Origin of the sequence: Vibrio sp. 10N.222.49.C12 (genome assembly GCF_041475025.1) — a bacterium.
Taxonomy (GTDB): domain Bacteria; phylum Pseudomonadota; class Gammaproteobacteria; order Enterobacterales; family Vibrionaceae; genus Vibrio; species Vibrio crassostreae_C.
The window spans coordinates 45,852-64,882 of sequence record NZ_JBFRVF010000055.1; the positions used below are offsets into that span (position 1 = coordinate 45,852).

A 19,031-nucleotide genomic window follows, 5' to 3' on the forward strand; every position below is an offset into this window, starting at 1 on the left:
GCTTTCTTATTATATAAACCGTGTTCGCCATGTTTTCAATAAACGAGGCTCTAAATAACAGAGACAGAAAGTCAGCTAGGTTCTAAATCGATTTACTTGGCTCTCTAGGTGATGAGCAACCTCGGTTAAGTCACTCGCGGCACCAGAAATGCTGCTGACCGACTCTTGGTTGCTTTGTGCGATGGTATTTGCACCTTGCGCGTTTTCACCTAACGACTTGGTCAGACAATCTTGCTCGTCTACAGATACTGCGATCTGGCTGTTAGCCTGATTCAGATCTTGGATGTGTTGGTTAATCACATGCAAGTTTTGAGAAGCTTGTTGTGCCTGAGTCGAAGCATCTGAAACAGTGCTGTGGCTCTCTTTGATCGACTCTAACGCATCTTTAGCGCCGCGTTGTAGCGATGTGATGAGCTCATCAATCTGGCTAGCTGAATCTTGGGTACGCTTAGCGAGCGTTCTTACTTCATCGGCTACGACAGCAAACCCACGACCTTGTTCACCTGCGCGCGCAGCTTCGATAGCCGCGTTCAATGCCAGTAGGTTGGTTTGCTCAGAAACGCCTTTGATTACTTCAAGAATGGCGCCAATATTCATCGACTCTTTGTGTAGGTCCGTCACTTTTTGGCTGCTGACCTGCATGCTTTCATCGGCGCTGCCAATTTCATGCAGTGTTTTGTCTACTTCTTTGAGTCCCATTGCCACATTCTCGGTTGCTTGGTTAGCAACTTGAGACGCGTGGTTAGCACTTGCAGCAATTTCTGATGTGCTTGAAGCCAATTGATCAACGGCAGAAGAGATATTGATCATTTCACTGTTCAATTGTGTTGCATTGGTCGAGCTGTTGTTTGTCACTTGATTGAGTGACTCCGACATCTCACCAATACGCACGCTAGAGCGGTTCACTTGGCCAACAATATCGCGCAGAGATTCAATGGTGATCTCCATATTAGTCAGCAGTTCACCAATCTCATTTTTGCTCTCAATATTCACTTCCACATTCAGGTTGCCCTGAGAAAGCTCATTGGTGATCTGTTTAACTTGTGCGATGCCTTTGGTGATAGAGCGAGTCACTAACACTGCGCTCGTCATGCCAATAACTAAAGCCACACCTGTCAGCAATATGATGATTTGAACTGAACGTTTTTCACTGGCTTGCAGTACTGGTGTGAGCGCTTGTTTCTGTTGCTCGAGAATACTTTGAGCATCCGCGACTGCAATCGCTAAGCTGTCACCAATAGAGGCGAGGGTCGCAGTTCTTTGGGTGTTCTCGATCATTTGTTGATGAACTTGCTCAAAGCCTTTTGCATACGCTTCGCGCTGATTCGAGAAGTCTTCAATCAGCTCACTTTGATAAGGCGATGATTTGAGTGATTCAATGTCGCCTTCAATACCTGGTAGCGCGTATTCAAAGATATCTTTACCCGCTTCATAGGTTTTAAGGTCATTGTTGTTTGAATAACTGAGTACGGTGATCTTGGCTGCGAGGAAATTCTCCATCAACATGCCCGCGTATAAGCTCGCGTTTGGATCATTGTTATTGTAAGACTCATACAACAAACTTTGAGCAGCTTTCAGTGCGTTGGTTTCTCGTTGGACCATCTCAACGTTGACCAGTTGGTCTATGAGAAGCTCACTCTGTTTCATTGAACCATAAGCCACATCAAACGCCGCCACACTGTCTTGCACTAATTGCAGGCTAGCTAGGCTATCGGTTTTGGTGGTGGATTGGATTAAGTTGTTGAGCAGTTCATCAATCGCAAGTTTGCTTGATTGATAATTCGTTTCGTACTGTTCATCCAATGACTCTAAGTAACGTTCAGAAGCTAAACGCATCTGAAGAAAGTGCACTTGAATGTTGCTTGATAATGTCGCTTTTTGGCTGAGCTCACTGTATTGGCTAAAGCCGTTCGACAAGGTTTGGATACCTTTGTAACTCACAAAGCCTGAAATGACGAAAAAGAGCAAGCAGATGGCATAACCCAGCTTGATCTTGAGCGCTATAGAAAGGTGGCGCATAACTATCCCTATATTTACCTGATTCCTTCACCTTGGAGTATTTCATAAAACAGCATTCTGGGCATGCTAAAGCGAATAGTTTGTGTAATAAGTAACGCTTTTGTTAGAAAAATCGGGTTTTTCGACATGCTTTCAACGAGTTGCGTATTTGAATTCAACCGCCTAACTTAAGGAATTAAGTGCTAACTTCCATGCATAGGATGTGATTTGTCGGTAAAATGGCAGAAAACCAATTTTAGAAATCGACTTCAAAGGTACGCGATGAACCCTTATAAACTTTATCTGGTGACTGACGACCAACAAGATCTAGAAACGCTTAAATTCGTGGTTGAACAAGCGGTTGCTGGTGGCGTCACTATGGTTCAAGTAAGAGAAAAACATGGGGACGTAAGAGCCTTCATTGAACGAGCACAAGCGGTTAAGTCGATTCTGGCTGGCTCAGGTGTTCCGCTGATCATCAATGACCGAGTGGACGTAGCATTGGCTGTCGACGCCGATGGTTTGCATCTGGGTCAATCGGATATGCCTGCAGAGTTAGCACGTAAGCTGATTGGTTCAGACAAGATTCTTGGGTTATCAATTGAAACTGAACAGCAGCTACAACAAGCAGATAGTTTGCCGATCGATTACATTGGTCTCAGTGCGATTTTTGCCACACCGACTAAGACGAATCTAAAGAAACATTGGGGTTATGAAGGCATTCAAATGGCTTTGAAAACAACGAAATTGCCGATTGTTGGTATCGGTGGAATCAACGAATCGAACATTCCGCAGTTGGTTAACACAGGTATTCATGGATTAGCCTTGGTCTCAGCGATATGTCACGCTGAAAGCCCAAAACAAGCGACGCAGGATCTGCTATCTCTGATGGGAGATTGAAGGGGAGTAGAACTAGAAAACAAATGAGGTTGGTCATCTGTTTTCTAGTTAAAGCACAAGCAGGGAGTCGTGCTAGGTGTGCTTATCGATAGAGCATTTAAGGTGCTCTATCTAACACATCGTTTGGCTATTGAATGCAAAGAGCAACCGTGCCGATGACCATAAGAACGATCGCAGCGTACCAACCGTATTGTGCTGTTTTATCAGCCACAAACACCTTAATGTAGTTGATCTCTTCATGCGCCATTGCGATGAAGTCCGTGTAGTTAATCGATAACTCACGGCTAGCTTCTTTTAGGTCTTGTTGAAGCTTGTTGAAAGACTCATCGATGAAGCCCTTTGTTTCCGAAGCAGACGGAGTAGCAGTTAACGCTAGGCTATTCCAAACCGCCATACGCGATTCATATTCGCTTTCACTGACACAATTAAGTACGCGTAAATCATACTCTCGTTTGTTACGCTCTTTACCCATTTTCTCAGGGCAAATATTTCTTAAAACGTTCACGACAAATTTTCCAAAAGGTTCATTTAGATATAAAAAAGCACTCAAAGAGCGCTCATAAACTGGGTGCGAATTAATATTCAAAAAGTGATCTATTTGAAACCGATATAAGCAACGGCAAGGCTGAGCGCTTATCTGGGAGATTTGAAGTTGGGTCAGTGGTGTTAAAGAGCGATTTGGGCCTGTCTATATTCGTTTGAAAAGACAAACCCGTTGGGATCGCATAGTAGTTATGTCACTTTGGGACATCAACTAGGGTGTTTTATCCACACGACAAAGATATTTATCGGCAAGATAAGCAGAAATGAGGTAGCGGTGGTGTGTTCCATGCCGATATTGAATCTCTGAATTGACGATGTTTTGAAAATAGAGATGTTTTGTAAACAGGGGAGGCTAGTTGGCTTGCCATTGATTGTAATGCAGTGAGTGCCCCTTAAGCTGCTCAATAAGGCTGGTGAGAACTGGGCCGTTGATGTGGCTGCGAGACACCAAACATCCCACTGGAGTAATCCAACCACCATGCTCGTGCGAAACAGGCAACGCCACAAGGTCGCCTTTTTGAATGCCTTCCATCACCATCATCTCGGGCACATTAGCCCAACCCACGTTCTGTTCAACGAGATCAACAATGGTCTTGTGGTTGTTGGCGTACCAAAGCATCGAGCTAATACCGTAGGTGAACCACAGTTCGCGTTGTTTTGAGCTGCGATGCACACATTGGCGATAGCGCTTTAGGTCTGAGTCTTGTACAACGGACATGCGACTCAGTTCGTGAGTGGCAGAGCTAACAGTTAGGAAACGCGCTTGGCCCAGCAAAAAGAAATCCATATCGACCTTCAGTGCGCCATCCGCGTAGATGATGCCAATCTGTGCTTTTCCTCGTCTTACTAGGTCTTCAACATCAAAGGTTGAGGTGGTAATGATATCGAAGTGTGTGATTGGAAATTGATCGGCGAGTGAGCTGATTATCTTAATGAAGTTCTTATCTATGATGCTTTCATCAACCGCAATGATCAGTTCGTGCTCATCTTCTTGGGTCAGCGATTCTACTTTTTGATCGAAGTACTTTTGCTGGTCAAGAATGGACTTAGCCACAGGCAATAACGCTTTACCTTTGCTGGTTAAAACGGGGATGTTTTTCTCTCGGTTAAATAGCTCTTGGTCGATGGCAATTTCTAGGTTGGCGATCGACTGGCTGACTCCAGACTGAGCGCGTTTCAGTTTGCGAGCGGCGGCAGAGAAAGAGCCACTTTCACACACAGTGACGAAGACTTTTAATTGCTCAAAACTGTACATGTTATCTCTCGCTCAATACCAAAGGGGGTACTTATACTTAAGCTATCACTAAACGTGATGGCTGTTAACTTTCTCTTATTGTTTTCGGTGACATAATTTCGGTAAGTCCACCATGTTATAAATTGCTATAGGAATGTATGAGTACGTTAGAGAGAGTTTTCCACTCGGTGTTGTTTGAAGTATTGGCCGTCACACTGTCAATTATAGGTTTAGCGATATTTACTGATCACGATGTGAATGCCTTATCAGGAACCATGATAGTTGTTGCGACTATCGCGATGATTTGGAACTACTGTTTCAACCGCATTTTTGATCGCTACTTCACGGGTGAAAAATCAAAGCGTTCGCTCAAGTTACGTGTTTTTCATGTCGTGCTATTTGAGGCTGGCTTGTTGATCGCGACAATCCCTGTGATGGCATACTTACTTAACGTGGGGTTATGGCAAGCATTTTTGATGGACATCGGCGTGACCATTTTTATTACCATTTACGCGTTTGTGTTTAATCTGATTTATGACCATGTTCGAGCATTCTGGGTACGCAGAGGGGAGCTAGCCGTTCAGTAATCTACCAAGTCAGTATACACGAGCTTGGCCACTAACCGTTTGTTTATTCGTTATTTTGACGGAGATATTCGGTTAGTAGGCCTAGGTAACCCGGCACTGGTTGGCATTAAAAGTGGCGGTCTCGAATCTTTTCAATCTCTTCCGCTTAATAGTTAGTGTAACCCTATGCACTTATTGTTCGATATGTAATTTGAATTTGTATGTGTCGTAAAATGGTAAATATCTTAGTGGAAACTTAGCCATCATAGTCATTCGCCCATCACCAGAGCAAACTATGAACAAGTTAAGTTATGACCGAAAAATGCCGCTATACGTGGTGTCTGCACTTGTCCTCAATATGGCATTTAGCTTGTGGTTGCTGAGTATTGCTTCTACGCCAGCCATGTTTTTTTCGGTGTGTGCGTTGTTTTTACTTAGCACTCTTATTACCGCACGCCTTTATCGACATGAAATGGCTCAAAGCAAGAATAACTTGTCGGAAGCGATCATTGATGGTGTCGCAGGTTTTATTGTCCTCGATAGTCAATTGAGGGTCATACAAGTGAATCAACAATTCTCTCGGGTTTCAGGTTATGCCTTTGACCAAGTCGAATCTCGTCCGATTTCTGATCTCTGTTTTATGAATAACAGCAGCCTAATCACGACCATTACTCGCTCACTGAAGGAAAACCAGAGATGGAAAGGTGAGTTGAGTGGCGTCAGTCGACTTGGTGAGCAGTTTACTGTGAATGTGGTTGTCGAAAAGTTAGCTGAAATACTGTCGCACAATAATAAATATGTGGTGACCTTTACCGATATTAGTCGACGCAAAGTATTAGAACGTCGATTAAGAATGCTGGTGGAAACGGATTCACTGACAGGGTGCTGGAATCGACGCCGCTTTGATAACGACTTAAAACATTATTCTAACCTGGCAGAGCGTTATGGTTACACACATTCCTGTTTGGCGTTGATCGATTTAGATCACTTCAAGGCTATCAATGATAATCACGGTCATGACCAAGGTGATTCAGCGCTGAAAGAGGTCGCTGAACTGTTGAGAAACAACAGCCGAGACACTGATATCGTCGCGCGAGTAGGCGGAGAAGAGTTCGCTATCTTGATGCCTGAAACCAATTTGGCAGAAGCGTTTGAGGCGATGTATCGACTGAAAGAAGTGATTACCAAAGGGACAACATTGAACCTGACCGTGAGCAGTGGTGTGTCTGAAATACAGGCGCAAGCCGAAGCGACCTATCGCAGTGCAGATAAGGCACTTTACCGCGCTAAAGGTAACGGGCGAAATAGAGTGTGTAGCTCTAGCCCAGGCTGTGCTACTCCAATTGCCCTTGGTTAGATGTAGGCCGTGCTTGGTTAATCAATCGAGCGAAGCCTAAGCCGAGATTGAGCGTTGGTAAATCTTCGGCGTGAGGCCAGACACACGCTTAAATGCACGAGAAAAATGAGAGATGTTGGTGTAACCGAGTTGGCTAGAAATGTAGGTCAGCGTGTGGCCTTCTTCCATCAGCTCGCAAGCTACAGAAAACATCAGGTTCTCTTTGATCTTTCGATAAGTGGTGTTTTCATTCTTGAGTTTGCGTTGGAACGTTCGCACTGAAAAGTTGAGCAGCTCTGCCGCCTCTTCAAGAGAGAGGTCTTGTTCTTTCATGTACGGTTTTAGAAGCTCATAAATACTATCGGTAAAGCTGGTATGCCACTCAATAAGTGTCGGTTTTGTACTGAGGTCTTTAGACGTAAGACGGATTGGGAGTTGTAAGATCTCATCAGGAATCTGCACAGCAGTCGACGAATGATCAACAAACAGTTGGCAGTTACTTGATACCAGTGTTTTGACGACATCGATGTCATGCCCTTGCAAGCGAACTTTAGTCGGTAACCATGGTGATTGCGATAAAATGGTTATTAACTCGATGATATAAATAACAGCGAAAGCTTCGCCCCATTGAAACATAGGGGAGTTGTCTTCCGGGGCTGTCCGGCAAAACCAGTTCTGACCGTGTTCTTGGATAAACTCGACTTTGCTGCCTGGTGAATCATAGGCAAAGATTGAATTGATCTGTTTTAGTGCATCGCCAATGGTTTCGAATTCGGTAAATTGATGCAAGACATTTGGGATGATTCGACGTCGAAATGCGAGTCCAAGAATATCGGTGAACCGAGACACGCCAAGTTGGGCGGATGTCAGATAAATCAAACGTTTAATCGATTCTGATGGCACAAAGTCGCTTTCTGATTCAATGAGATCGGGCGGTAAACCAGAATCTTTGAGCAAAAGGTGGAGGTCGAGACCATAGTCAGAAAAAACCTGAACCAGAATTTTGGCGTAGTTCGTTTGAATTACCGGGACTTGGTAGTGACTAGAGCTCATTGGAATACAATCCTGTATATATTGTCGCACTATTAGACGTGCATATCATTTGCAACGTTTTGTTTACTAAATCTAACCCTATTTACTTGAGTTTTCCATCACCGGGCTTATTTTTAAAGTATTAATTTTGTTGATGTTAGTTATCTAGAAGGGAGTCCCATGTCAGAAGTCAACGGGAATGCGCAAGAAGCCAAGGAAGAAGTTGGCCAGCAAGAAAATGGAAAAGACAAAGTAAGAAAGGTCACCAACTACTTATTGTTGTTCGTAGCGTTCATGTTGATCTTCAGTATCATTTCAGACCGCATCATCCCTATTACTGATAATGCTCGTGTCAAAGGTTATATCGTTCCAATCAAACCTGAGGTGTCGGGTAAAGTGCTCGATATTCTTGTTCAACCTAACCAACTGGTTAATCAAGGCGATAAGCTAGCCATTTTAGATGAGTCTGATTACCAAATAGCCGTACAACAAGCCGAGCAAAATTTAGAGATTGCAGGCCAAAATGTCGGCGCTCAAACCGCGAGCATTGCTTCAGCACAAGCGAAACTCACCTCAGCCATTGTTGAAAGACAAAATACCAAACTGCAAGCTAAGCGTGTTTTAGAGGTGGCCGATAAAGGTGTCGTTTCTAAATCAGATGCAGATAAAGCGCGAGCAGCATTAGCGACCTCTGGTGTGGTTTCAGTCATGCTTTTTGCGTTAGTGCATGTATTTTTCCCTGAGCCAAAATCGGCGTTCTCAGGCTTCGCTGCTGCGCCACTCGAAAAGAAACAGCGTTGGTATGCGGCCTTTAGGGCGATGATTATCTCCTATCCAGTGGTGTGCTTTTTCTTTATTTTTCAAATATCTGAAGCTTTACTGACAATGATGTTCATTGCGTTGTTATCGTTGATGATTACGTCAGAGAAGTCGATAAAGTTGAGCGCTTTTCTGGTGATAAGTAACGGTATCGGGGGATTGCTGGCGATTGCTGCTTTTTCAATTCTTTCTATAGTACCCAACATTGTCTTCTATTCTTTGTTTATAGGACTTATTGCCATTCTTATGGCTACCAAGATCTACACGGTTCACGAAAAAGCACCTATTTTCGCCACTGCATTTAGTACGTTGCTCGTACTTGTTGGTAGCACATTGATGAGCTCCGGTGATATCGATAGCAACACCCTTATACGCATATTCCAATTAGTGTTAATTGGCATATATATGATTTTGGCTTCTCTATTCCTAGAAACACGGAATTGGAAGTTTCTACAAAATCAGCCTTAATTTTGTCTAACAAGGACGTCTCATGAAGTTAACTGATGATTTTTCAAAACAGGCGATAGACGCTGCCATCAAGATCGCAGCGATTGCCATGCTCGTGTATTGGTGTTTTTCGATTTTGCGCCCATTCATTCTTCTGGTGATATGGGGTGCGATCATTGCGACTGCGTTGTATCCAGTGGCGGTCGCAATTTCAAATAAAACCAGGATGTCGAAAGGTAAAGCCAGTGCATTGCTGAGCTTTATTGGCGTGATTCTTCTATTTATTCCTTTGGCGGCGCTTTCTTCTGGTATCTACACCAGCGCGACTGACCTGATGACAGGGCTTCAAGATGGCACATTGTCATTGCCTAAACCGAAAGAGTCCTTACAAGATATTCCATTCATAGGTGAGAAGGTTTATTCAACCTTGGTTGCCGCCTCCAACAATATTGAAGGCACTTTCATAAAGTATGCGGATGAACTTAAACAGTTTGCGACGAAAGCGGCTTCTGTTCTTGGCTCGTTAGGTGGCGGCTTTATTCAGTTCATCATCTCTACCATCATTGCGGGTGCATTCATGAGTAATGCCGATAAATGTAAAACCGGCGTGACTCACTTAGTGGCGCGTTTAACGGGCGGTAAAGGTGAAGAGTTGGTAGAGCTCTCTAAATCGACCGTGCGAAGCGTTGTGCAAGGTGTGATTGGTGTGGCTGTGATTCAATCCATGATGTCGGCAATCGGTTTGGTGATTGCAGGCGTTCCAGCAGCTGCGTTTTGGGCGCTAGCTGTGCTGCTCATTGCGATAATCCAACTTCCACCGATTCTCGCTCTATTACCGGCGATCATCTACATGTTCAGCGTTGAATCGACACTGGCGGCGAGCTTGTTCTTAGTGTGGTGTATTTTGGTGAGCGGCAGTGACGCTATCTTAAAGCCAGTATTGCTGAGCCGTGGCTCTCACATTCCAATGTTGGTAATTCTATTGGGTGCACTGGGCGGAATGGCGATGTCAGGCATCGTCGGTCTGTTTGTCGGTGCTGTGATACTGAGTTTAAGCTATGAGCTGATGATGGCGTGGCTTGGACTTGAAGAGAAAAACCAACAAGAAACTGAGAAAAAACCTGCAGAGGTCGAGGGAAAATAGATGAAGCCAGTCTCTAAAGACGACAACTTCTACTTCTTATTCTATGCACTGTTGGTGTTGTTTCTTGGTTGCGCGGTGATGCAGCAGTTTTATCCGCAAGGCCAGAAAACAATCCTATTTCTTATCATTATTACGTTGGCGAGTTCAATTGCCGGTATTCGTAAAGAGCGAGCCTTGTATCGCTCTTGGTATGGGCTGTTATTGATTACGGCGCTCGTGTCTGGCGTGTTTTCATTTTTGGAAGGCTATAACCTGTCGATAGTGACGCTATCGGCGTTGGCTGTGTTCTTGTTTTCACACATTTACTCGGCGTTGAAGCAGGTGATGAAAGCCAAAACGGTGACACCTAATCACATCATCGGCTCCATCTGTATTTACTTGTTGCTAGGGTTTGCTTGGTCGACCATCTACTTGTTAATTTTAGAGATCTTTCCTAATGCCTTTAACGGGTTAGAAGAGCAAGTCTGGCTGACGAACTTGTTTAATGCGATGTACTTTAGCTTTATCACCTTGACTACGGTTGGTTACGGCGACATATCACCAGCTCTGCCTATTGCTCAATTCTTTGTGTTTATGGAATCCATTATCGGCAGCTTTTACTTAGCTATCATGGTGGCGAGTTTGGTGAGCATTCGACTTGCACAGTCCAAGTCCCAATAGAGCATTTACAAATAATAGAGCACATACAAACAAGCCCAGCAATCGCCGGGCTTGTTCTATTTTATGAGCTTAAAAGTCTCTTTAAGTTTGAACTCTGTGTGGGCGATGAACCTTAAGCTTCAGTGCCTTGAATCTTCTCTAATTCAGCGATAGTTGTTTGCGATACAAGCTGACCATCCATGTAATAGGTAACGTTTTGACCGTCTTTGATGCCCGTTAGAGTCGCTGTTTCACCAGATGTATAGACGATGTCCATTTGAATCGTGTTTTCGTCGATCTTAATCATCTCACCCGTTTCAATGGTGCGATTGTTAGAAATTGGGCCGACAGGGGCTTCTTTCAGGCTTGGGTCCAGCTCATCGTTCACTTTGAAGTGCGTGTCTGTTTTTGTATCAAATACGTGTGGTGAACCGCTGATAGGGTTTTTACCTGTCCAGAATTCAAGTGAGTTGAATACCACATAGTCTGCTGCGGTAGTAATACCGTATACAGGCGCTAATAAGAAGTTTACACCTGCACGGGCATAGCGGTTATCGACAACTTCAACGTTAAATTTCATCACTTTCCCTGTTACGGCGTTGCTGCCGATACAACCAGTTAGCGCAGAAGCCAAAACCGTTAGTCCTACAATTTTAAGTGCAATCTTTTTCATTTTAGTACCTGTATAAGTTAGAAGTCTGTTTCGTTGGAACAGGTGTAGTATGGTTTTTATTCGATGGTCAGTTTTACCATTTAGCGCCACTGACGATATAAAATGCACTCGGACTTTTGGCATCAAGCTAGGTATAAAACTGGGCACAAAAAAAGCGCGACCTAATAGGGCGCGCTTTGGGGTATTTAGATAAGTCGTAATGAAAACAACGACTCCCATATAGAATTACTTCATCACGTAGGTATAAGCCGATACGACAAGCCAGCGGAAAAATCGAAATAAAAGGGTAGTGGCTTTAAAGGCAAACTTGGTAATGGATACCATTGCTTCTGAACCAATGCTCACGCACTTATGCAAATCGGATTCTTTGTATTCTGAATAGGTCATCTGTTTTCTCATTTCTCGCGCTTGTCTTTCATATGTAAGTAACGACTCCTGTCTGGCGATATCCCCTGAGCGCGTAATGTACGAACTTTCGCCGATAGAGATTTACCATTTTATGCCAAGTGGGTTAATAACTAGCCAAAAGAGAAAGGGCTGAGAGAATTTAACGGCATAGCGAGGTGTAACTGATCAAGTTACCGAAAAAACGAGGGTAATAATGGTATGATCGCGGGCTCAGCACCATAAGTGATAAAGAATAGGAAACAGAATGACTCACCTTACCGAACAGCAAGAAGCTGCAATGGCGACGTTTAAAGAAAACTTACACCTTCCAAATGGTGGTTTTCATAAACTGATTATCGAGCTAAGTAAGGAGTATCAGCTGCCTTTCCAAAAGGTGCGTGCGGTTTTAAAGAAAGCTCAAAAAGATGTTGAACGACAAATACGAGAAGATTTTACCAGCGTTGATGACACAGTACTGAGCCAAGCGAATTGGGTAAACATCATTAAGTCGAAGCTTGTTGACTTAGCGGGAGAAAACCAAACGGTCATGGATAAGCTGCAACAAAACCTGAAGTATCAAAAAGTGTTGTCGGCAACCGAGGGTTCAATCGCAAGCGAAGACGAACGTGACGAGTTGATTGAAGAGTTGATTCAAGCTTATGAGAAAGAGGTGTTCAAACCGTTACTGGCGATGTTGCATACAACGAAGCTGTATTGGAAGTTAATGCTGGTGGATGAGACATGTAAGATGAATGAGGAGAATCGTGAGAAGTTCAGTGATTACCCTCAACACATGCAAGCTGCAGAACACTTATATACTCTTGATCAGAAGTTAAGGTCGATGCCGTTAACTTATTAGTCCATGAATGCACTGATAATGACTCAATGGTGATTTAGAGTTTGATATAAGTTGGTTTCAATAGAAGTACGATAACCTAGCTAGCGTTAGCCGCGTGTGAAATGCAAAAAGGGCTAGGTTTCAGATCTGTTTTACTTCTACTCTATTTTGTTCTGCTAGAGCGAATTGAGGGTGACATCTTTTACATCTTTGGGACTAGATGGTGTTTCTTTTGTAGCCTTTGGGAAATGCTATAGGAGTGTGAAATGTCCTAGGGTGTTTCCGTTGCCTGAAACGATAGTTCCGATGCTTTCTCGTTCATTAAATTCAAAGTCGATGAGATAGCTGTGATGTTGTAGCTTGGGCAATATGTGGCGGTGGAGTATATCGCTATTGAGCTGTCGAATCTCGGTGACCCATGAAATCTCTTCTTTGTGTAAATCTATTTTAATCTTGAGCATTTATTACCTTTTAGTTTATTGACTGTTTTTTCGCGTGATAGTTGGTACCAATGGGTTTGTCGTGTTGTTCTGCGTGACATAACTGTGCCTTGTGTTTATTACATTTGTATTTAAGTGCTCGATCTATTCTGACTTCGCTGACAAAAGAGCAAATGACGATAGATCGGTAGTAGGATCGAATTTAAAAGCTATTGAATGACTATCTGGGTGAAAGCTGACGCAGAGATGGTGTAACGAGGGAATCGAGAACTGTCTATGTGGAACTTGGACTTACTTTAGCATTAACAGCTCTATAGATTAGAGCCAGGTGGCGAATTATACGCCTAGTTTTCAAAATTACAACCCTATTTTCAATTAAATTCAAAAATATTTTTGGGTGATTTACCATCGGTTACTGAAGGTTAAATGAGCGAAGGTCAGGGATTTGACCATGATATCTGACTGAGTCTTGGCTTTTCAGCTGTTCGTATTCGTTGTCATTAGTGGGTTTAATTGATCAGCTAATTTGGTGATGATTAAGTCTCTGTTGTATATGATCTTTACATTGTAAATTACAATCCATGATTTTGGGGTTCAGCGTTGTAATTACAGGGTTTTTGGGTGCTTTCCCCATCTGTTTTTTTCTTCAGGTTGATGAGTATTTTCCTCTTCGCGTCTTTTTGATATTTCTGATTCCTAATACCTCTCCTGACTACGCAAAATATGAATACTCACTTTTACGTTTCTGAATAATAAAGTTGTTGTATCGCCAATTTAGTGCAAATATAATTGATAATAGTTCTCACTTGCGTTACAAGTTTGTTGTCAATCCAATGACAGACTTTAAATTATCGTTATTTAGCAGTTGTGTACGCCCCATGCTCGTCTATGAGTAATGTGACTTTCATTGTCATGAGTGGTGGTTTGTATCAATGGCAAAGGAAGAAACATGAAGAAAACAATCAATTCAGTTCGCCAGTTATTGAGCGGGCTTGCCATCGTTCTAGCATCATCATTCATGATGACCGCGCATGCGGAAACCGTCACCATTGAGCATGTGAAAGGCACAGCGCAGTTTACTGAAGTACCACAGCGAGTGGTGGTTCTAGGCCACGGTAGCTTAGACGTGCTCGATAAAATTGGTGTACAGCCAGTTGGCGCGCCTCATAGCTTGCTGCCTGATTACCTAGCTTCGTACAAAGATACGACGGCAAATACAGGCTCTTTAAGCGAACCTGATTTTGAAGCTATCTACATGTTGAAGCCTGACATCATCATCGCGGAAAACCGCATGCTTAAGGTTTACGACAAACTGGCACAAATTGCTCCTACTGTCATGTTTTCTATTGAAGGCGACAAGTACTGGGCTGATGCTCAGCAAAACTGGCGTGTGCTAGGCGACATCTTTGGTAAGCAAGCTGAAGTCGAAGCGATCATTAAAGAGACTCAAGCTTCTATCACAGCGGTAAACGACAAAGTAGCGTCTGACGAAACTTCAGCAATGATGCTAATGAACAACGGCAACAACATTGCGATGTTCAACAAAGGCAGCCGTTTCTCTATCATCTTTGATGACTTTGGTTTCGTGGAATCAAAGAGTGCAACCGTGGCTCCGATTAAAGGAACACACGGCAACCTAATCTCTTTTGAATACATAGCTGATGCAAAACCTGAAGTGCTTTACGTGCTTGACCGCGAAAAAGCGATTGGTAAATCAGAAGGACGCGCACAACAACTGTTTGATAACCCACTGGTTGCGGCAACACCTGCAGCGCAGCACGGCAATATCGTTTACCTTGATTCAAGTGCTTGGTATTTGGCTGGTGGCGGTGTGACAGCGATTCATAGAATGCTTAGTGACATTGAACGTACGATTCAATAGTTACTAACCATCAGATTTTCGGGCTTATAAGAGTGTTCTTATAAGCCCTTTTTCACTTTTTTATACGGGCTACCCGAGACCTATCTTTAGTATTATTCCTATGTTGAAACCCATTGCAGCTGCTGTATTTCTTGTTGTGTTATGCGTTGCGTCATTGATGATTGGAGTCGCTGAAATCAGTTTTAGTGACTTCTTCAATGGCAACCAACACGCCAATTCTATTTATATTGTTAGTCGGATTCCTCGACTACTCGCGATCGTGCTTGCCGGAGCGGGATTGAGTGTTTCTGGCTTGATCATGCAGCAAATCGTACAGAACAAGTTTGCCGCGCCTTCGACGATGGGCACCATTGACTGTGCGATGTTGGGTTACATTGTCGGCATTCTAGTGCTAGGCAATGCTGCGCAATGGAGCTACTTAGGTTTTATCTTCGCGTTTGCAGTGTTTGGCACCATGCTATTGGTTCGCTTCCTACAACACCTCAAGTTTAAGAACGCGGTATTGGTGCCTTTGATTGGCATTATGTATGGCAACGTTGTTTCGTCTCTAACAACCTTTATTGCTTACAAGTACGACTTAGTACAAACCATGTCGGCATGGACGATGGCGAACTTTGCGAGTGTCTTGCAAGGCAGCTATGAAATCCTTTATCTCGCGGTGCCTGCTTGTGTATTGGCTTACTATTTCGCGAGCCAGTTCAGTGCGGCGAGCATCGGTGAGAGCTTCGCGAAAAACATCGGTTTGAATTATCAGAAGATCGTCTTCATAGGTGTTGCGTTGGTTGCTATCTGCGCCTCTTCTGTGGTGATGATTGTTGGTGTTATCCCATTCCTTGGACTTATCGTGCCGAATATCGTGTCGCTGATGATGGGCGATAACATGAAGAAGATTCTGCCTTGGACTGCCTACTGGGGGGTGATCTTGGTGTTGGCTTGTGACCTGCTAGCTCGAATCGTCATCTTCCCTTATGAGATTCCAATCTCGATGGTAATCAGCATCTTTGGTGGCATGATTTTTATTTACCTAATCATGAGAGACAAGTCGAATGCGTGATTCAGTAAAAATTGCGATTCTGGCTATCGCGTCTTTGGGTATGACAGCGCTATTCATCGGGCAGGGGCTGACGTGGGATAACTACGAGTTCTTCTTGTCTCTGCGCCTACCAAAATTGCTGTCGATTGTGTTGGCGGCGGTAGCGATCTCGGCGTCGTCATTGGTTTTCCAAACCATTACTAATAACCGAATTCTAACCCCCTCCATCTTGGGCTTTGACAGCTTGTATATGCTGGTACAAACGGTACTTCTGTTTGTGTTTGGCAGTGCTAGCTTCTGGGTGATTGACTCGATCGCAAACTTTTCGATGTCTGTGACTGTGATGATCTTGTTCTCGTTTGCTCTGTTCCATTTCTACTTTAAGAGCAAGCGAAACAACGTATTCACACTGCTGTTGATAGGCATCGTATGTGGCAGCGTATTCTCGAGTTTGTCTAACTTCTTGGCGATGTTGATTGACCCGAACGAGTTCGCGGTGCTGCAGAATGTGATGTTCGCAAGTTTCAATAACGTGAAAGGCGAGTTGGTTTACCTCAGCCTTATTCCTTTGGGTTTGAGCTTGCTTGGCCTTTGGTTGTTGGCGCCTAAGCTTGATGTACTTTGGCTTGGTGTTGATAACGCGACAAGCCTGGGTGTGAACACCAAGCGATTGACTCAGATTACCTTGGTGATTGTGTCAGTGATGGTCGCGGTGTCGACTGCTTTGGTTGGCCCAGTGCTGTTCTTTGGTTTAATCACCGTGAGCTTAGCTCGTCAGATATTCAAATCTTATCAACATCGTGTGCTTATCATCGCAAGCAGTTTGTTAGCGGTCGTTCTATTGGTTTCTGGCCAATGGTTTATCGAAAAAGTGATGGCGTTTGAAACCACTGTGAGTGTGATTATTAACTTGGTCGGCGGTTTGTATTTTATGTTCTTGTTGTTACGCACCAGAATTCAGTAAAGGTAGTAAGTAGTGATTAAATTAACAGGTTTAAGTAAGAAGTATGGCAAGTCACTCGTGGTTGATGATGCCAGTGCTATGTTCCCGAAAGGCGAAGTGACTTCTATCATTGGCCCAAATGGTGCGGGTAAAAGTACACTGCTTTCAATGGCGAGCCGCTTAACAGACAGCGACGCGGGTGAAGTGGTCATTGGCGATAAGTTACTGGCTGAGTGGGATACCAAAGAGCTAGCCAAGCACCTTGCCGTGTTAAGACAATCAAATAACATCAACATGCGATTTACGATTCGTGAATTGGTCTGTTTTGGTCGTTTCCCACACTCTCAAGGTCGCTTGAAAGACGAAGATCATAAGATCGTCGATACAGCACTAGAACACCTTGGCATTACTGACATCCAAAACAAATACCTTGATGAGTTGAGTGGCGGTCAGCGTCAAATGGCGTTTATCGCGATGGTTGTGGCGCAAGATACGGATTATGTGTTCTTAGATGAGCCTCTGAACAATCTTGATATTAAACACTCGGTCGAAATTATGCAGACGTTGCGTCGTTTAGCGCATGAGTTCAATAAAGCGGTCGTTATCGTGATTCATGACATCAACTTCGCTTCTTGTTACTCAGATAACATTGTTGCGATGAAGAAAGGCAAAGTGGTTAAGTCGGGTAAGGTTTCGGAAGTGGTTGAAAAATCAGTGATGGAGTCTATCTACGAGATCCCATTTGAGATTCGTGAGTTCGATGGTGTTCGAATCTGTATGTATTATTCTGGTCGTTAGATTACTGAATAACTCGGTTGTTTTGCTTTCTAGCCGTTGAACGAAAAGAGCTCCCATATGAGGAGCTCTTTTTGTTTTCGGATAGTATCTGTGTTGTTAGTGAAATGTTGCAATGCAAAGGTAATTCCCCTTGTATAATAATAACTTAACTGACGTAATATTGACTGGTCGTACTTCTAATAACGCCAGTTTGAAGTCACTCACAGATCTACTCTTCATTTTTGAAAATCAATTGCTTTTTTTCTACTTAACCTCTGGAAACCGTTCTACACTAGGGTTATAACTGTTTGATTTGTATACGAGGTATCAATGAGTCGGAAACCTATAGTGTTAGTCGTGGATGACACCCCAAGTAACTTGGATGTGTTAACGGCAATACTCAAAGATACTTATCAAGTGAAAGTAGCGATTAACGGCACAATTGGTATCAAGATCGCGAAGATGGTGCCGCAGCCAGACCTTATCCTCCTTGATATCATGATGCCTGACATCGATGGTTACGAGGTGTGCCGCCAACTTAAAGCTCAGCCGAATACGGCTCACATTCCTATCATTTTCGTGACCGCCACAATTGGTCCAGAAGCCGAAGTAAAAGGACTCTCCTTGGGGGCTGTCGATTACCTAACCAAGCCGATAACCCCTGCAATTGCACTCCAGCGTGTGAAAACGCATATCGCACTTTATGACCAACAACGCGCGTTGTTTAGTCAGGTAAAAGAGAAAACTCAAGAGATCAATCTCGGTAAGCTAGAAACACTGAACATACTGGGTAGAGCTGCTGAATTTAAAGACAATGAAACAGGCATGCACGTTAAGCGTATGAGTCACTACTGTGAAGTGCTAGCTAAAGCCTTAGGAATGACTGACGAAGATGCCGAGACGTTGCGTGATGCAGCACCAATGCATGATATTGGCAAGATCGGTATTCCTGATAGCGTATTACTCAAGCCGGGTAAATTGGACGCCGACGAGTGGACAATTATGCAAAAGCATGTCGAATATGGTGTTGATATACTCGGTAGGCAGAGTGATTCAAAACTGATGCGCATGGCGATTCAAGTGGCGCAGTATCACCATGAAAAATGGGATGGTTCCGGTTACCCGAGTCAAGTGGCAGGGGAAGACATCCCATTGGTTGGAAGAATCGCAGCTGTGGCTGATGTGTTTGATGCACTGACGGCAGAGCGCCCTTATAAAAAGGCTTGGAGTGTCGATGAGGCGCTGAGCTTGTTTGAAGAACAGAAAGGCAAACATTTTGATCCAACTATCGTTGATGTGTTTTTTCTGAAGTTACCTGAGATTCTAGCAATTAAAGAGAAATTTAGAGATGAGTGATGGCTTGATGTTGTCGCTAAATCGTTTGGTTGTTTTTCTGGTCA

General features: G+C 43.7%; 18 protein-coding genes and 1 pseudogene. 12 read left to right on the forward strand and 7 right to left on the reverse strand.

What is annotated here, in order from left to right; all coding sequences use genetic code 11:
• Nucleotides 1-75: 75 nt before the first annotated feature.
• Nucleotides 76-2,019: a methyl-accepting chemotaxis protein gene (locus AB4583_RS16250; RefSeq protein WP_231900731.1), complete on the reverse strand. Its 1,944-nt coding sequence runs from the start codon at nt 2,017-2,019 to the stop codon at nt 76-78.
• 261 nt (nt 2,020-2,280) lie between these two features.
• Between AB4583_RS16250 and thiE the strand changes: the two genes are divergently transcribed.
• Nucleotides 2,281-2,898 carry a thiamine phosphate synthase gene (gene thiE, locus AB4583_RS16255; RefSeq protein WP_372118320.1) on the forward strand — a complete coding sequence of 206 codons (618 nt, stop codon included), beginning with the start codon at nt 2,281-2,283 and terminating at the stop codon, nt 2,896-2,898.
• 127 nt (nt 2,899-3,025) lie between these two features.
• On the opposite strand, the gene AB4583_RS16260 is transcribed toward thiE, so the two are convergent.
• Nucleotides 3,026-3,370 (reverse strand): hypothetical protein, encoded by a 345-nt coding sequence (locus AB4583_RS16260; protein WP_017064409.1) that lies wholly within the window; start codon nt 3,368-3,370, stop codon nt 3,026-3,028.
• A gap of 423 nt (nt 3,371-3,793) precedes the next feature.
• Nucleotides 3,794-4,696, reverse strand: a complete 903-nt coding sequence (locus AB4583_RS16265) for a LysR family transcriptional regulator (protein ID WP_372118323.1) — start codon at nt 4,694-4,696, stop codon at nt 3,794-3,796.
• Nucleotides 4,697-4,833: 137 nt separating this feature from the next.
• Here AB4583_RS16265 and AB4583_RS16270 point away from each other — a divergent pair, with 137 nt between their 5' ends.
• Together AB4583_RS16270 and AB4583_RS16275 are read left to right on the forward strand one after the other, a co-directional pair.
• Complete coding sequence (locus AB4583_RS16270; protein WP_017066716.1) at nt 4,834-5,262, forward strand: PACE efflux transporter; 429 nt, start codon at nt 4,834-4,836, stop codon at nt 5,260-5,262.
• A 274-nt stretch (nt 5,263-5,536) separates the two neighbouring features.
• Nucleotides 5,537-6,598 (forward strand): diguanylate cyclase, encoded by a 1,062-nt coding sequence (locus AB4583_RS16275; RefSeq protein ID WP_372118327.1) that lies wholly within the window; start codon nt 5,537-5,539, stop codon nt 6,596-6,598.
• A gap of 36 nt (nt 6,599-6,634) precedes the next feature.
• Here AB4583_RS16275 and AB4583_RS16280 read toward each other — a convergent pair whose 3' ends face one another.
• A complete protein-coding gene (locus tag AB4583_RS16280; RefSeq protein WP_017072267.1) occupies nt 6,635-7,630 on the reverse strand; it encodes an AraC family transcriptional regulator in 996 nt (331 codons plus the stop codon).
• A 228-nt stretch (nt 7,631-7,858) separates the two neighbouring features.
• Between AB4583_RS16280 and AB4583_RS16285 the strand changes: the two are divergent.
• From AB4583_RS16285 to AB4583_RS16295, 3 genes and pseudogenes are all read left to right on the forward strand, one after another.
• A pseudogene (locus tag AB4583_RS16285) lies at nt 7,859-8,896 on the forward strand (HlyD family secretion protein); the annotation flags it as partial.
• Nucleotides 8,897-8,918: 22 nt separating this feature from the next.
• The gene (locus AB4583_RS16290; protein ID WP_372118330.1) at nt 8,919-10,019 is read left to right on the forward strand and encodes an AI-2E family transporter; all 1,101 of its coding nucleotides are present in this window, start codon (nt 8,919-8,921) and stop codon (nt 10,017-10,019) included.
• Complete coding sequence (locus AB4583_RS16295; RefSeq protein ID WP_372118333.1) at nt 10,020-10,679, forward strand: potassium channel family protein; 660 nt, start codon at nt 10,020-10,022, stop codon at nt 10,677-10,679.
• 112 nt (nt 10,680-10,791) lie between these two features.
• On the opposite strand, the gene AB4583_RS16300 is transcribed toward AB4583_RS16295, so the two are convergent.
• Together AB4583_RS16300 and AB4583_RS16305 are read right to left on the reverse strand one after the other, a co-directional pair.
• Complete coding sequence (locus AB4583_RS16300; protein WP_017061899.1) at nt 10,792-11,331, reverse strand: DUF3332 domain-containing protein; 540 nt, start codon at nt 11,329-11,331, stop codon at nt 10,792-10,794.
• A 225-nt stretch (nt 11,332-11,556) separates the two neighbouring features.
• The gene (locus AB4583_RS16305) at nt 11,557-11,718 is read right to left on the reverse strand and encodes a hypothetical protein (protein WP_372118335.1); all 162 of its coding nucleotides are present in this window, start codon (nt 11,716-11,718) and stop codon (nt 11,557-11,559) included.
• Nucleotides 11,719-11,983: 265 nt separating this feature from the next.
• On the opposite strand from AB4583_RS16305, the gene AB4583_RS16310 reads away from it, so the two are divergent.
• Nucleotides 11,984-12,577: a hypothetical protein gene (locus tag AB4583_RS16310; RefSeq protein WP_017068461.1), complete on the forward strand. Its 594-nt coding sequence runs from the start codon at nt 11,984-11,986 to the stop codon at nt 12,575-12,577.
• Between the two features lie 230 nt (nt 12,578-12,807).
• Here the strand turns inward: AB4583_RS16310 and AB4583_RS16315 are convergent, their stop codons facing one another.
• Nucleotides 12,808-13,017, reverse strand: a complete 210-nt coding sequence (locus AB4583_RS16315) for a hypothetical protein (protein WP_004731601.1) — start codon at nt 13,015-13,017, stop codon at nt 12,808-12,810.
• A gap of 928 nt (nt 13,018-13,945) precedes the next feature.
• Here AB4583_RS16315 and AB4583_RS16320 point away from each other — a divergent pair.
• The 5 genes from AB4583_RS16320 to AB4583_RS16340 all read left to right on the forward strand — a co-directional run bounded on the left by AB4583_RS16320 (nt 13,946) and on the right by AB4583_RS16340 (nt 18,987).
• On the forward strand, nt 13,946-14,878 hold the full coding sequence (locus AB4583_RS16320; protein ID WP_017061897.1) for a siderophore ABC transporter substrate-binding protein: 933 nt from the start codon (nt 13,946-13,948) through the stop codon (nt 14,876-14,878).
• A gap of 100 nt (nt 14,879-14,978) precedes the next feature.
• On the forward strand, nt 14,979-15,932 hold the full coding sequence (locus tag AB4583_RS16325; protein ID WP_372050994.1) for an ABC transporter permease: 954 nt from the start codon (nt 14,979-14,981) through the stop codon (nt 15,930-15,932).
• Entirely contained in the window at nt 15,925-16,875 is a 951-nt protein-coding gene (locus AB4583_RS16330) for an iron chelate uptake ABC transporter family permease subunit (RefSeq protein WP_017068462.1), read from the forward strand. Before AB4583_RS16325 ends, AB4583_RS16330 begins: the two co-directional genes overlap by 8 nt.
• 12 nt (nt 16,876-16,887) lie before the next feature.
• Complete coding sequence (locus AB4583_RS16335) at nt 16,888-17,652, forward strand: ABC transporter ATP-binding protein (protein WP_017061894.1); 765 nt, start codon at nt 16,888-16,890, stop codon at nt 17,650-17,652.
• Nucleotides 17,653-17,961: 309 nt separating this feature from the next.
• On the forward strand, nt 17,962-18,987 hold the full coding sequence (locus AB4583_RS16340) for an HD-GYP domain-containing protein (RefSeq protein WP_372118340.1): 1,026 nt from the start codon (nt 17,962-17,964) through the stop codon (nt 18,985-18,987).
• Nucleotides 18,988-19,031 lie beyond the last annotated feature (44 nt).

Bases quoted from the DNA above. Each gene is read 5' to 3' on its own strand.
- AB4583_RS16250 (WP_231900731.1), bottom strand. From the start codon at position 2,019: ATGCGCCACCTTTCTATAGCGCTCAAGATCAAGCTGGGTTATGCCATC.
- thiE (WP_372118320.1), top strand. From the start codon at position 2,281: ATGAACCCTTATAAACTTTATCTGGTGACTGACGACCAACAAGATCTA.
- AB4583_RS16260 (WP_017064409.1), bottom strand. From the start codon at position 3,370: ATGGGTAAAGAGCGTAACAAACGAGAGTATGATTTACGCGTACTTAAT.
- AB4583_RS16265 (WP_372118323.1), bottom strand. From the start codon at position 4,696: ATGTACAGTTTTGAGCAATTAAAAGTCTTCGTCACTGTGTGTGAAAGT.
- AB4583_RS16270 (WP_017066716.1), top strand. From the start codon at position 4,834: ATGAGTACGTTAGAGAGAGTTTTCCACTCGGTGTTGTTTGAAGTATTG.
- AB4583_RS16275 (WP_372118327.1), top strand. From the start codon at position 5,537: ATGAACAAGTTAAGTTATGACCGAAAAATGCCGCTATACGTGGTGTCT.
- AB4583_RS16280 (WP_017072267.1), bottom strand. From the start codon at position 7,630: ATGAGCTCTAGTCACTACCAAGTCCCGGTAATTCAAACGAACTACGCC.
- AB4583_RS16290 (WP_372118330.1), top strand. From the start codon at position 8,919: ATGAAGTTAACTGATGATTTTTCAAAACAGGCGATAGACGCTGCCATC.
- AB4583_RS16295 (WP_372118333.1), top strand. From the start codon at position 10,020: ATGAAGCCAGTCTCTAAAGACGACAACTTCTACTTCTTATTCTATGCA.
- AB4583_RS16300 (WP_017061899.1), bottom strand. From the start codon at position 11,331: ATGAAAAAGATTGCACTTAAAATTGTAGGACTAACGGTTTTGGCTTCT.
- AB4583_RS16305 (WP_372118335.1), bottom strand. From the start codon at position 11,718: ATGACCTATTCAGAATACAAAGAATCCGATTTGCATAAGTGCGTGAGC.
- AB4583_RS16310 (WP_017068461.1), top strand. From the start codon at position 11,984: ATGACTCACCTTACCGAACAGCAAGAAGCTGCAATGGCGACGTTTAAA.
- AB4583_RS16315 (WP_004731601.1), bottom strand. From the start codon at position 13,017: ATGCTCAAGATTAAAATAGATTTACACAAAGAAGAGATTTCATGGGTC.
- AB4583_RS16320 (WP_017061897.1), top strand. From the start codon at position 13,946: ATGAAGAAAACAATCAATTCAGTTCGCCAGTTATTGAGCGGGCTTGCC.
- AB4583_RS16325 (WP_372050994.1), top strand. From the start codon at position 14,979: ATGTTGAAACCCATTGCAGCTGCTGTATTTCTTGTTGTGTTATGCGTT.
- AB4583_RS16330 (WP_017068462.1), top strand. From the start codon at position 15,925: ATGCGTGATTCAGTAAAAATTGCGATTCTGGCTATCGCGTCTTTGGGT.
- AB4583_RS16340 (WP_372118340.1), top strand. From the start codon at position 17,962: ATGAGTCGGAAACCTATAGTGTTAGTCGTGGATGACACCCCAAGTAAC.